This window comes from Pseudomonas sp. W5-36 (assembly GCF_046540455.1).
GTDB lineage: Bacteria > Pseudomonadota > Gammaproteobacteria > Pseudomonadales > Pseudomonadaceae > Aquipseudomonas > Aquipseudomonas graminis_B.
Genome location: NZ_JAXCIQ010000014.1, coordinates 60929 through 73943 on the forward strand (window position 1 = coordinate 60929; position 13015 = coordinate 73943).

A 13015-nucleotide genomic window follows, 5' to 3' on the forward strand; every position below is an offset into this window, starting at 1 on the left:
CGGCCTACTGAGGGCCTATAGCTCAGTTGGTTAGAGCAGGGGACTCATAATCCTTTGGTCCACGGTTCGAGTCCGTGTGGGCCCACCATACTCAAAGCCGCGCATTGCGCGGCTTTCGTGTTTCTGGGTGGTTCTCCACAAATACAGTCCTATGGTCCAAAGGTACAAAATCGGTACAGTGCTGGTTAGCCAGTACACCTTTGGAGTCCTTTCAGATGGCAACATTAGTCAAAACTCCTTCCGGCACCTGGAAGGCTTTGATCCGCAAAACCGGCTGGCCAACAGTCGCCAAAACCTTCCGCACCAAGCGTGATGCGGAGGACTGGTCGCGACGTACCGAAGACGAAATGGTCAGAGGTGTGTATATCCAGCGCAGCGGCTCCGAGCGCATGACGCTGAAAGCGGCCCTCAAGCGCTACTTGAGCGACATCACCCCCACCAAGAAGCCCACCACTCAGCGTGGCGAAACCTCGAAAGCCAAGAAGCTCATTGAGCACCTGGGCAAATACTCACTGGCTGCCCTCTCCGCTGAAATCATCGCTGGCTATCGCGACAAGCGCCTGAACGAGCCCAGCCGTGGTGGGACCATCAGCAACAACACCGTGCGCCTTGAACTGGCACTGTTGAGCCACCTGTACACGGTAGCGATTCAAGAGTGGGGTTTAGGTCTGACGTTCAACCCAGTGCTGAACATCCGTAAGCCGAGCCCTGGGGATGGCCGTGACCGAAGGTTATCGCCGGAGGAAGAACGCCTTCTGCTCGCGGCAGTGAATCGACATAGCAACCCTATGCTGGGCTGGATTGTTTGCATCGCTCTGGAAACAGGTATGCGCTCGTCTGAGATCTCATCCCTACGTCGCTCGCAAGTGGATTTGGCAAAGCGCGTCATACGCCTCTCAGACACAAAGAACGACGGCTCGCGCACCGTGCCTCTCAGCAAGCACGCCACTGAAGTTTTCAAAGCTGCGATGGACAACCCGGTGCGACCAATTGACTGCAATCTGGTGTTTTTCGGCGAGCCTGGAAAGGACGGGAAGCGTCGGCCGTATACCTTCACCAAGATTTGGGGACAGCTCAAGAAGAAGCTCGATCTACCTGACTTTAGGTTTCACGATCTGCGTCATGAGGCAGTGAGTAGGCTCGTGGAAGGCGGGTTATCTGATCAAGAGGTTTCCGCCATCAGTGGTCATAAGTCGATGCAGATGCTCAAGCGTTACACGCATCTTCGGGCGGAAGATCTGGTTGAGAGGCTTGACCGCTTGAAGGAAAAAAATAAGTGAAAATAAATTATATCAAATGCTCAAAATCAATAGATTTCAATCAACACCCTATAAATCCTAGACCTAACACCAAAAAGCACGACCAAGACTATATAAATTGGCAAATGCAGATAAGTAACTCCGCTAATCCAAACTAATACACCTTGGTCGAGAATCAAGACTTACCTATTTGACGGGTGCCTATAACTACTCAAAGATACGCTCAACTGCTACCAACATGGTCACAATGACAGACGACCAGTACGGAGACTTCATGACCGCTGAAGAATATCTTCTGGACCGATTCGGTCCTTTGATGAGCATGGCCCAAGTCGCGGACTTGCTGGATAGGTCTCCAGACGGCTTCAGGGTCGCAATGTACACGGACTCAGACTTGTCTCGAAAGCTAAAGCCGACCGTGGTAAGGGTTGGACGCCGGGTATTTTTCCGCACGATCCAAGTCAATGACGCCCTAGGCTTAGATGCAATAGTGGAGTGACTATCCGCGCCGACGACTAGATCTGGACAGCCCTAGCCAGTCAAATCGGAGGTTTCGGAAAGGGTTACGCCAAGTTACTTCCACTAGAGAACTATCAGGCTTGCCGTTAAAGACCTAGGCAGCATGCCCCATGGTGCAGTAATCAAAAAGCAGAAACCAAAAGGCCCGGCGTGTAGCCGGGCCTTTTGGAGTAGTTAGAACAGGTTTTCTCTTTCGACGGTAGAAACCTGCTTCTAATCCCCCTCGATTTACATAAGAAGGTGAGCTGATTATGGCTGGCACCTCGACTTCGCACAAGTCGAAGAAACCAGTTTTAATCATCTTACCGCCGAATGGCGGGAACATGGACGCATTTTCAAATGCTTTGACCTCGGCATCCGTTACCGATAGCGCACAAAGCAAAAAACAAACAAGCAAGGCTAAAGCGGCCCCAAGCCGCTACTTTGAAGAGGGGACCGCCCTCAACAGAATTCTTACTGAATCGCCTTACCTCGCGCGTTGTAGTGATAACAAAACCGCCGCGCTGGTTCGACCTCGTGAGCATGCGATTCGATTCCCCTACATGCAGATCAACCGGCGCGAAATGGTGTCGTGGTTGATCTTTGACCTCGATCACGCGAACTCCTTGATCTGGGATGATCTAGGCCTCCCGCAACCCAATCTGATAGTGCGTAACCGCGTAAACGGGCATTCCCATCTGTACTATGCCATCTCCCCCGTATGCACGTCAGAGAAGGCCAGAGACAAACCGATTCAGTATATGAAAGCGGTTTACTCTGCCTTTGCGTTGCTTCTCAAGGCAGACCCGGACTACAGCAGCGGACCAGTAGCCAAGACACCAGGCCACCCTTGGTGGCTTACGACGGAGCTACATGACAGCATCTACGAGCTTGCTGATCTGGCTGATTATGTGGACACGCAGGTTTCGTCTTGGAGCAAGGCATCGAGACTTGAAGACCTGCCTGAATCCAGGCACGTAATTTTATTTGAGAAGTTGCGCTACTACGCATACAGCGTGGTCGGCCGACAGCGTGAGGAAGGAAATTTCGAGTCGTTCTGTCGGTTGCTCGATACCTATGCCGCAAACATCAACAATTTCAGCCGTCAGGGGTTCAAGACTGGAAACCTACCCTTGTCTTCACTCCGTGCCACTGTTAGGTCTGTCAGCCGCTGGACGTGGGACAAATATCGGGGGACCGCGAGTGCCTGTCGTGGAGTGATGGCGCTAGACAGATTGTTGCCCCTAAAACGGCGACAAAGCCTTGCAGCGGCACGCACTCACGCAGTTCGCCAAAAGGCAACGGAGTCCAAGATTCGTGATGCCTGCCGCGTTCTTCACGAGCGGGGCGACCAGCTGCGTGTGGGTACTGTTGCGAAAGAAGCGGGCGTGACACGTCAGACCACGGCTAACTATAAGCATGTATTTCATGAGGTAACGGCCGCTTCATCAGTTATCGCCGAGCCCCTTCGATCAGAAGCCAGGGCCTTGGAAATCGACAACCAAGGCTCCTTAGCAAAAATCAGGTCTGGCGCGAGATGGTCAGGCTCGAACTGCTGTCAGTTTGAAGGCGAGCATATCGTCGGTAGAAATGTTAAGCATGCTGCACATCAGATAACAGCACGCAATGCGGTGCCGTTGAACTTTAAAGATTCAAGGGTGGACGACTCTCCCTAGCGCTGTCGGTGCGCCTATGTCAGTGGATTTGCGCTGAATGCTATTAGCGACCCTTCACCCAAGAGTGCAGTCTAGCTTGTGCTCGCGATAGAGCAGCAACCGCAGAAGGGAATACCCGCTCCGCTGGTTAACAGTACGATCAGTTGCAGTATTGTTTTGGTCACTCACCTACATCAGCGTGGGAATCATGAAACGCACCTGAAGATAGACGAACCAACAAAACGATCCTGCACTGGCAAGGAACAGAAGCATCAGAAGCAGCCGGCTCCAAGGACGCATCGTGTTCTGCCATGACGCAATTATCTTTGTGAATGCCAATGCCGACTCATCTCTCTCGAACAGACGTGCTATGCCCTCTGCCTCCCATCTCATATCCACATTCTTAGGCTTGCGTAACTTATGCTGGATTCCTACAGAGGACTTGAACCACCTAAGAACCAACTCCCCCTCTTTCGCACCTTCAACGTCATTTACATCTAGGTCAGAAAGACGACTGATGTGTAACCGATGCATCAACGGTCTTCTACCTGACGGCATGATATAGCTGGGTGACAAGCGGGCAAACCGAGTTGGGAAGTCGTCCCGGCGCCATATAGTTGAACTAGTCACTAGGGCATATTCATAAAGCGCTTTTTCGATATGGGCACAGGCTTGTACGCTGAAGCCTGAGAATGCGGGTACTCCGTATCCCCCCATAATCCCAAGCACCGTTTGGTCGGCACTCGAATCAGGGTCTAAATCTCTTACGTTCGGCCAATAAGGCGTAACCGCCCACCATCGTCTCAGCTCGTCCTCCACGAGTGCCAGCAGCCAACGACGCCCCTCAATACCCAAGTAGCCTTCATCCTTGTTCAGCGTCCGCTTGAGCAGATTTGGGCAACGAAATTCGAACCACAACACAGCCATTACGTATAGCAAGGCAGCGATAAGTAGCCATCCCAAAGGTTCAGACGCTGCTTGTGCTGGCTTCAAGCCCAGTGCTGCCTGGAAAAAAGCACTTATCAATCCGCCAGCAGCCGCAAATTTAAGGCCTGTGACGGACTTCATATGAGACCAATACGTCCAGCTCGTTACTTGGCGGAGGCGATGGTAAGCCATCTCCTGGCGCGTGTTCCTGCGGTCTTCGCTGAACGGCCTGTAAATTTCTTGGCTTGGAAATTCATCCAGAAACCAGAAAAATCGATTGAGTTCCCATCTACGAATCCAACGCTCTCTCCGTCTGTGCTTACGTTCAGAACGCACTAAACGTTCGCACATTTCGCTCGTTACTTTGAACGTGCTCTCAGGAATAGAGGTACTTTGAGATGGAGTATTTTCTTCGGAGTCCACAAGACGTTCCTGTCCATGCTAATAGCGGTGTGTGGTTAGCTTGGCAGACGTTCCAGCCAAAAATCAACGAACTCAAATATTCGAGAGCGAGCGACCTAAGGTGGCAGCCTTCCTGCCACAGATGGCAAGATTGAAAGTATTCGGCGGCGGGGCAAGCTAAACTGCCGTCTGAAAGCAATTTCTTGACGTGGCCAAGAAGGGGAAAGAATCGGCCAAAAGATGCTAGTAGTGAAAGACTACTCTCAACTCAAAGCTGCCGGTCAGCCCGTCAAAGAACCCAGTGGAAATTCCGCCACCCATACGACCCTTTTCTATAGCGATGCCGACAACGATCAGCGATCGATAAGTTCAACGTTCGGGCACGGTATCATATAAGTAATTAGTCCTTGCCAGTTCGCCAGTGGCTGCTTTTCCTCGTGCTGTCTCAGATATTAAAAATAGATTCTTCCGAGCCCTAGAACATATTACATAAAGCAGCTTTTTTGCGCTGTCAAGCGGCTTGGGATCTGCCCAATGGGGAACCATTCCATCAAGTAAGGAAAAGGCGATGACGTTGTCAAATTCAGCGCCTTTGATACCATGGATCGTTGAAATTGTAATGCCCGATCTAGGTCGGAAAGCACGTTTGAAGTTATCAATACCCTCAATCAACTGTAAGCCGTCATTTTTGGCACGTGCTATCTTTCTATGGGCTGTTTCAAAAAAACACAGATAATGATTGTGCAGACTTGGATAGGTATCAATTGTAGGTATTCGTATAAGCTGAAGAAATTTACTGAAATACAGCTCGAGATATTGCATCCCATTCTGCTCTGTCAACTGAATAGCGTTCAGCTCCTTTAGCAGGCTTTTCGGAGTGTGATTGCACTTGATTCCACCGTCATCGAGGGCCTCTATAACTTCTGTGGCCCAACGGACCCTTCTTAGATACATATCCGGTGCCGGGTCTGACAAACATAAACGGCTCACTTTGTACCAAAAGTTGTCAAGCTCCCTACCGAACGGAATCATGCCCGGACCATCGAAACTACACTCCGGAAGCCTGCTCATCAACCGGCGGGTGAGGGCTGCCAATGAAGGCCATTGCGGACCGATAATACAGATTTCCTCGGGGCGAATCCCTTGCACATACAGGCTATGACGAATCAACCGCTCAACCTCGTCCTCCAGATGGTTCGCTGGTGTATTGCGGTCATAGCAGATTAAGCTTTGATACTCCTTGTGCTCCGAATAGGTAGTTATCGGGCTAGGGTGCAATCTGTAATTGCCAAAATACTCAACGATTCTTGTCGATGAACGGTAATTGTAGGAAAGCGAAAGACTCTCAATTGAGAGGTGCGATTTAGTTTTAAACTCATCGAAAGAAATGGCGTATCCGCCGAGACTATTGAAAATGGCTTGATCTTGATCGCCCACAATAAACGCTCGTGTGTGGTCAGGGTGAGAAGAGAAAATACAGAACAAAATGAGATATTGTATTTCTTTAGTGTCTTGGTACTCATCGAGCAATACAATGCTGAATAAGTTGCTCAAGTGCTTGGCGATTACAGGGAAGTTTGAAATTAACTTATGCGCAAAAAACAAAATTAGCTCAAAATCAATTTTTCTTTCTTGCTTCAAAGTTGCAAAGTAACGTTTTAGCACGCCGCGTATGTTGGCGTGCTTTTTGCTATCAGAGCATAAAAGCGATATTTTTCCGTTAATGAAGTGGTAACCACAGTCATACGGTTTGATTTTTGGATAGCTTGTAGACTTACACAGCTCCTCCAACAAGGCCTCTGTGTCGGGCTGGTTGATGATTGTGAATCCACTCTCCAGCCGGGGTTCATAGATCGCATAAGGCCGGATAATCCATTCTAGGCAAAACGAGTGTATTGTCCCAATCCAGAGTTGCGCAGTCGGTAGGCCCAGCCGCTCCACGCGCTCCAAGATCTCGTCTGCAGCTCGGTGGGTATAGGTGATGGCCACTACGAATTTGCGATGGTCTTCAATTTTCCATAGTTCTGCGGCAACCTTATAGGTAAGTGTTTTGGTCTTTCCGCTACCTGGGCATGCGGTTAAAAAGACGCTTCCAGGGTGGTTAATGGCCGCAAGCTGTTTGTCATCAAGGCCCGCCGTTGAAAGATCCACCATGTTAAATGCCCAAGAAAGTTGCCAAGACTGAATCCTCACTCAGCAGATCGCCAAGTGAGTCCATCAAAGTAGAAAACGACAGACTGGCGTTTTCATAATTGACTAGTAGATCCTGAGCTTGAAGGGCATGGTTATAAAACTCCTCGTAGCACTCTTCTGTGGTTAAGGTGACGATTCGGTGCCTGAGGATCTTGAGCTTTGTCTTGCGCGGCAGTTCTTCACACGCACCCAACACAGACTCGAGAATATACTCAGGAATATTCGTTGCCCGGCTAATATTGTCCGCTAACAATATGGCGAACCAACCTTTGCCAAGGTGATTGGCCATCGTCAGGATTCTTTTGCCCGCCACCCCAATGTCGGCATCCTCAAGCTCGGCTTTCGCAGTGCGACGCGTAGGCAAGTCGGTATACACACTATCGACAACACTTTTAATCTCGTGGGTGTTGTCAGCCATCAGTAAATCGACTTCAAAGGTGTGTTGTGCGTAGTATGTGTTGACGTAGGGATTGCATCGGCAGAAATTTTCTAGACGTGTCCTTCTCGCGCGACCTGATTCTGCTGATCCCGCTATCTTCGATTTGTATGCCCTAACAATGTCACTGTCGGTCTCAAGGATGTCAGTCCTAGTGATAGCCATGTCTAGATCAGTAACTATGCTGCATTTGCGCCGGATCCGTGAGGGGTGAAACACGCAGGCAATATTTTCAAAGCCTGTGCTGCGGATGTTAATCAAGCTTATGCCCAGCTCGTCGAGGCTGATGCCGATGACCTTCTTCACTAAAGCCGGAATCATAAACTCCTCGGCATCGCCCTCAATCAATATCACCCCGCGGGCAAAAAGGAGGCTGCTACGCGTAGCGTCAAGATAACGTTGAAGATGGACAATTTCTGGGCGAGTGAGTGAAACTGAAGGCTGGTAGGATTCGCAACGAACGCCCTTACGGGCCAAGATATTCACACTTTCGATGTTACTGACTTCAGATATTTGGGTGGAGTGAGTAGAGTAGATGATTTGGGTGTTGCTGTAGTTTATGTTGTCAAAAAGGGTTTTCTGAATGTGTGTATGAATATGGGCTTCCGGCTCTTCAACCAGTAGAAAATTGGCGGCGGTTTCACGCTGCTTCTGATATTTGAACTCCAGTAGTTTTAGGGTCAGATAGATCAGGTTGGCGCCGCCTAGGCTCAGCTCTGAAATGTCCCCGGCATAGTTTTCATCTGCTTCGCCGACAAAAAGCTTCAATGACTGAAGTAGTTTCTCTGCTTCGCTTGGTAAATCCGATCTAATATGCAGGCTAGTCGGTGCGTAAGCGTCACCGGCGGTTTCGCTTATTGTCGTCCTGATATCACCCCTCACATCTTGTACATCTTGGAGGGCCTCAATATCTAAGTTCAATGATTTGACGGTATTGGTAATTGTCTCATATTTGGATTTATCAATTTCTTGGCTTTTGCGTGTCAGCAGGTTGAGAAGCGGGTTTTGACGGTTACCATTGAAGTCGGACACTACATCCCTCAACGCCTTGACGAAAGTGAACGACACCTCCTTGGCGACCGAAAGCTGGTGAGGAATCTTGCTGCCGATCAGCTTGGAATCGAGAGCAGGAAACCAGACGCTGTCAAAGTCACCGACAATCTCCTGGTAACGCGCAGGGTCGGTGAAGTCAACGTCGCTTCGTCCTGTAAACCACACTTCATAGTCGTCAACGGTCATTGACTCTTGCAACGTGACGAGTCCAGCTTTGTCACCCGCTGAGAGAGCTGCCAACTTGCTTCTGATGTGCGAATTCGGGCGAAAAATCAGATTGTATGTGGCCTTGTTGACCGCGCTGCCGGAGACAATTGCCCCGTGATGGACAAACAACGATTGAATGGATTCGTCGGTGCTAATGTCGTCAAACTCGAGACTGATAACTATCCAGTGTCCCTTCCATGAGGTCTTTTTTCTAAAGAAGTCGCCTTCAGAGAGTTCGTGTGCTGCCCTGTAAATATTGGAGTCAAGGAGCAGTCTAATAGCTCTAAACAGATTGCTCTTTCCTGAACCGTTTTCCCCGATAATCGTATTCACGCCCGGCTTGAATACGAATTTCGCGAACTCGAAATTCCGGTAGTTGACGAGGGAAACCTTAGAGAGGTGCATACATGCAGTCCTTGGCAAGCGAGTCGCGAGGTTCGACAGTAGCAGATTGCCTGATGCTTGCATTCACATTCGTCCAGCGTTGCAGGCTGGCCCTAATTTTCATGGACATGCAACGCGCACCTCCCGTGGGAATGACTTGGGTAACAGACCACGCGCTCGGAGGTGAGGATACCCGAGCGATAATTGCGCGGATTGCGCTTATGAGTCCTGGGGTTTGCGATTCACCACTGAGTGACGCCTGACGCCACCACTCGTTGCTCGGAGACTCAATCGGCAGTGCCAGCTCGATTGCAGACGCAGACGCTCTTCAGAGGCCGCTATTGGTCGAAATCTATCCCTCATTTCCAAAGCGTTGCTCATTCCAAGCAAGTATGTCGAATATTTTATCAAAACTCCGCGCTTCGCTTGGGCAACCCCTTCGGTTGCATTCCGCGTCCTATCCTTGCCGGACGGGCGGCAGGGGCAGGTCCGGCGGCTTCGCCTTGTTCCTCCCCCTGTCGCTAGGCTTGGTCGCTTACAGCTGCATCAAGGGTAAAGGCTTTGCCCATCATCCTCACCCGTTCGGTGCTCGCCCTTCGGGCTCCGCTCCGCTGCGGCCTGCGGTGATGCCCTTGACCCAGCTTCCACCTATTGAGCGATTTCTACAGAGATAAACTCAGCAAGGGTCAGCTTGCCGTTCACGAAGGCCTGGGCACGTTGCTCTTCATCGTTGCAGATTACAAAACCCTCAAGCGCAAGCGACGCGCGAGCGTAATCAACTGCTTTTTGACGACGAAGCATTTCCGCATCCGAAACGTCGATGATGTCTGGAGTATTCATGGGCCCTCCAAGTATTCAATGATTAAAAACAAGACAATTTCAGCGCTACATCGGCAGAGGGAGGGTCAAGGGCGTCACCGGAGGCCGCAGCACGCGAAGCGGGACCGGGCGAGGATGACGGCGAAGCGAACCCTTGACGCAATGCAATCCACATCCTATCTGCGGGGGCTGCTGGGCGCTTTTCCCAGCGGCCCCTGCTACCGGCGAGGGCGGGAAGTCCAGAGGGGCAGAGCCCCTTTGGGTAAGCCCGCGAGGGCGCGCAGCGCGATTCACTGCACTGCCGTTTTGATCTGCTAGCTACTTACCTTCCCTCCCCTTGCCTTACCCCAGTTACGTCCAAGGTTTTGCATCACGTGCTGCCGATAAGCCGGGTTCCAAGCAGTGTTGCCCGCGACCCAGTGATTGGCAGCCCTCGCGCTGGTCATCATGCCTGACTGAAGATCGCGCCGTGTTGTCATGGGATTAACAGCGTTATAAACCGCCTTCGCGGGATTTATCGCGGCTTGGGCCATCTGCCTCAGTGTAATCGCGCTGGACGATAAACCACCCGCAAGTTGACTTCCCAAGGAGCTGGCTTGATAGACCATGTAGAGAACTATCCCACTCAGCGCCAAGACCTCCAACATATCGGTCGCGGGGCCATTCCCCGCAGTCGGCTGGATGTCCGTCAACATCGTAGTGAAAAACTTCATACCTAGCGTCAGCACGGACGTTATCGCCGCGCTCTGCATAATGTAGTTCATCACCTGCGCAAACCATTGGTCGAACCACTTGCCGGTCATTTGGCCGAAGAGCAGCATTGCGATGAAGATCGGGCCACACCCCAGCAGAAACGACATCAGCACCTTGGCGGTAATGATCATGGCACCAGCAGGCAGCGTGATCAGAAATGTTGCGACGAGCATCGTGCCAGCCATGAGCAAGTCATAGCACATCATGCCTATCTCCGTTACACCTCGCCTCCCTGCGCGGGCAAGGAGATCAGAGGCAATTTTGAAACCATCAGTCATAGCCCTGTCGATTACCTGATAGACAGACGTCGCCGTAGCACCCTTACCATTGGGGGAAAACGCATCAGCCAACCCAACTTCCAGGCCACGAATCGCTTCCACAACCCACCCAAGGTATGTGTTCGCGTTTAATGCCAGAGCGCCAATGAACGCCCATTTAATTGCGATTTTGAAGAGATGTGGTAGAGGTTGCTCAATAAAGCCGCCGACAGACAATAGTCCCATCGTCATGAAAAATAGCGCGCCACCCAAAGCGAGCAAAACGGAGAAATCGCCAATGACAGTCTGCGCCATGAGCTGGACGTAGTCGTTCAATACGACATCGATAGATCCACCTACCCATTCGTAGAAATTGGATTCCATGGTCACGGCTCCTTCAAATCTAAAGTCTCGCGCTTACGGAACCCTCGCTCGGCAAGCCGCAGCTCATTCTCGGCCTGCTTGGCATTGACGCAATTCGGCGTCAACGCAAGCCTTCCCGGATCACGCTCACATTCCGAAATATGAATCGCCCTTTCCGCGTTATGAGCCTTGTACCAATCGACAGAGCGGACAGCTTCATCCGCTCCGCACCCTGCGAGCAGTACGGGAAACAAAACCAACCAACGAGAGGTAATCATTCCTGATCCTCCCGCTCGACAATGCTCAGCTTCCGGGGCGATGCGCAACGCGCCTTAGCTCGAAACTGTTCTGCGTATTTAAGGGAATAAGCGAGTTCGGCAGCATCGATAATCTGCAAAGCGGCAAGCGTGCGCAGGGCACTTTCTCTTGTGCCAGCCCAACTACCAGCAATGCGAGCTTCGGCCTTCGAAACCAAAAAAGCCGAGGCAAGGGCGCAGGCGAATGAAATCAAAACTGCAAGCGTTGATGAAATCGGGACTGTTGCTCGAGGCGGGACTATCTGGAGCCAATCAGCAAGCGCCAAGAGGAATGGCATCACTGCCGTAGCGGCGGCGAGCAGATCACTCTGAATCAGTTCTGGGGCACGCCGCGATACCTCTTTCAGAGCGCCGAACCGGCCGATACACAACCAGAATCTACGCAATGACGTGAGAATGAAGAAGCAAACGATGATCGGGAGGATGTGAGCGTACGAAACCATTTCAATTTCCCCCCAGGTTCAGCATGGTGCGAGTTTTGAATCCTCGCTTATCAAGAATCTGGGCATTCAATTCACGCTGCCTCTGCTCCTGTACCTTGTCCTCTGCCTGAGCCACCATTTGGAACATCTGCAACTTGGTCTGCTCGTTTTGAATCATTGCTTGCTCTGCAGCAATGCGCCCCTGTAGCTCGGCGATGCCTTTGGGATCTTGGGTTTTATCAATTTGCCCCATGAGCTGATCAAGCTGACGCAGCCTACCCTTGGCTTGATCGTAGGCGTCCAATGCGAACGCTTTGTCCTGCGATGGCTTTACAGCCTGCGCCTGACAGGCAGCCCGTTGCTCATCCTGAGCGAAACTTTGGCATGCATCGAACACCTTGTTATCTGCATAGATCATCTCGGCACGGCCATCCAGGCCTGAATATCCGCCGCGTTTCACTGAGTCATAGACCGATTGCCATTCTTGAGGCAGATACTCTCGGAGCTGGGGATCATCGAACACTCTTCCGAGCCCTCGCGAGCCAGTGATCGCCCCGTACTGCTGCTTCATCTGGTCAATCTGAGAAGCCATCTGTTGGACCTGCTGACTCCAACGGGTGGAGTTAGAAGCAAACTCAGCGATGGTCATCGGGGATTCGGTTACCTGGCTGGTAACCGTTACAGGAATTTGTGCAAAGCACTGCTGTGCGCACATCAACGATGAAAATGCGGCTGCAATACGAAGCGGCTGCACGCCCATACGAGCCAGAAACTTAAACAGATCCATAGTCACCTCTCCATTAGAAATGGTGAGCGCTGGACCGTCTGTCCGGCCTGTCGATCTGTTTAGGAATCGCACCCGGCACGGCGTTGCCGTTCTTGGGGTGACTATGCGCCAGTCTTACCCGGTGTAGGCCCCGTCTTTTAAGGGCCGCGCCCATAATGCAAGCAGCATCAGCGAGGCGGTTTCAGCGTTCGTTTCAGAAACCAAAAAACAGTATTTTGGCGAAACAATTATCTCATTATGGTGCTATGACCTGAAGTACCGACCGTCCAGGAAATTTCGTCAT

General features: G+C 51.3%; 10 protein-coding genes and 1 tRNA gene. 3 read left to right on the plus strand and 8 right to left on the minus strand.

Features of this window, described 5'->3' with window-relative positions:
• The first annotated feature begins 11 nt into the window (after window positions 1-11).
• The 3 genes from SLW74_RS20270 to SLW74_RS20280 all read left to right on the plus strand — a co-directional run bounded on the left by SLW74_RS20270 (window position 12) and on the right by SLW74_RS20280 (window position 3433).
• Window positions 12-88: transfer RNA gene (locus tag SLW74_RS20270), tRNA-Ile, on the plus strand.
• Window positions 89-215: 127 nt separating this feature from the next.
• Window positions 216-1280, plus strand: coding sequence for a tyrosine-type recombinase/integrase (locus SLW74_RS20275; RefSeq protein ID WP_410929891.1), 1065 nt, complete (start codon window positions 216-218; stop codon window positions 1278-1280).
• A gap of 749 nt (window positions 1281-2029) precedes the next feature.
• Window positions 2030-3433, plus strand: a complete 1404-nt coding sequence (locus SLW74_RS20280; RefSeq protein WP_410929892.1) for a replication initiation protein — start codon at window positions 2030-2032, stop codon at window positions 3431-3433.
• A gap of 168 nt (window positions 3434-3601) precedes the next feature.
• Here the strand turns inward: SLW74_RS20280 and SLW74_RS20285 are convergent, their stop codons facing one another.
• From SLW74_RS20285 to virB5, 8 genes are all read right to left on the minus strand, one after another.
• Window positions 3602-4762 carry a hypothetical protein gene (locus SLW74_RS20285; RefSeq protein ID WP_410929893.1) on the minus strand — a complete coding sequence of 387 codons (1161 nt, stop codon included), beginning with the start codon at window positions 4760-4762 and terminating at the stop codon, window positions 3602-3604.
• A 348-nt stretch (window positions 4763-5110) separates the two neighbouring features.
• The gene (locus SLW74_RS20290; RefSeq protein WP_410929894.1) at window positions 5111-6895 is read right to left on the minus strand and encodes a UvrD-helicase domain-containing protein; all 1785 of its coding nucleotides are present in this window, start codon (window positions 6893-6895) and stop codon (window positions 5111-5113) included.
• Window position 6896: 1 nt separating this feature from the next.
• Window positions 6897-9035 carry an ATP-dependent nuclease gene (locus tag SLW74_RS20295; protein ID WP_410929895.1) on the minus strand — a complete coding sequence of 713 codons (2139 nt, stop codon included), beginning with the start codon at window positions 9033-9035 and terminating at the stop codon, window positions 6897-6899.
• A gap of 627 nt (window positions 9036-9662) precedes the next feature.
• A complete protein-coding gene (locus tag SLW74_RS20300; RefSeq protein ID WP_410929896.1) occupies window positions 9663-9854 on the minus strand; it encodes an antitoxin VbhA family protein in 192 nt (63 codons plus the stop codon).
• A 293-nt stretch (window positions 9855-10147) separates the two neighbouring features.
• Window positions 10148-11227, minus strand: a complete 1080-nt coding sequence (locus SLW74_RS20305; protein ID WP_057445562.1) for a type IV secretion system protein — start codon at window positions 11225-11227, stop codon at window positions 10148-10150.
• Between the two features lie 2 nt (window positions 11228-11229).
• Window positions 11230-11484, minus strand: coding sequence for an EexN family lipoprotein (locus SLW74_RS20310; protein WP_410929897.1), 255 nt, complete (start codon window positions 11482-11484; stop codon window positions 11230-11232).
• Entirely contained in the window at window positions 11481-11966 is a 486-nt protein-coding gene (locus tag SLW74_RS20315; RefSeq protein WP_410929898.1) for a hypothetical protein, read from the minus strand. The genes SLW74_RS20310 and SLW74_RS20315 overlap by 4 nt, the downstream gene beginning before the upstream one ends.
• A 1-nt stretch (window position 11967) precedes the next feature.
• Window positions 11968-12732, minus strand: coding sequence for a P-type DNA transfer protein VirB5 (gene virB5, locus SLW74_RS20320; protein WP_410929899.1), 765 nt, complete (start codon window positions 12730-12732; stop codon window positions 11968-11970).
• Between the last annotated feature and the right edge of the window lie 283 nt (window positions 12733-13015).

What these genes read in the sequence shown, in the direction of transcription:
- SLW74_RS20275 (WP_410929891.1), top strand. Translation starts at nt 216, where the DNA reads ATGGCAACATTAGTCAAAACTCCTTCCGGCACCTGGAAGGCTTTGATC.
- SLW74_RS20280 (WP_410929892.1), top strand. Translation starts at nt 2,030, where the DNA reads ATGGCTGGCACCTCGACTTCGCACAAGTCGAAGAAACCAGTTTTAATC.
- SLW74_RS20290 (WP_410929894.1), bottom strand. Translation starts at nt 6,895, where the DNA reads ATGGTGGATCTTTCAACGGCGGGCCTTGATGACAAACAGCTTGCGGCC.
- SLW74_RS20295 (WP_410929895.1), bottom strand. Translation starts at nt 9,035, where the DNA reads ATGCACCTCTCTAAGGTTTCCCTCGTCAACTACCGGAATTTCGAGTTC.
- SLW74_RS20300 (WP_410929896.1), bottom strand. Translation starts at nt 9,854, where the DNA reads ATGAATACTCCAGACATCATCGACGTTTCGGATGCGGAAATGCTTCGT.
- SLW74_RS20305 (WP_057445562.1), bottom strand. Translation starts at nt 11,227, where the DNA reads ATGGAATCCAATTTCTACGAATGGGTAGGTGGATCTATCGATGTCGTA.
- SLW74_RS20310 (WP_410929897.1), bottom strand. Translation starts at nt 11,484, where the DNA reads ATGATTACCTCTCGTTGGTTGGTTTTGTTTCCCGTACTGCTCGCAGGG.
- SLW74_RS20315 (WP_410929898.1), bottom strand. Translation starts at nt 11,966, where the DNA reads ATGGTTTCGTACGCTCACATCCTCCCGATCATCGTTTGCTTCTTCATT.
- virB5 (WP_410929899.1), bottom strand. Translation starts at nt 12,732, where the DNA reads ATGGATCTGTTTAAGTTTCTGGCTCGTATGGGCGTGCAGCCGCTTCGT.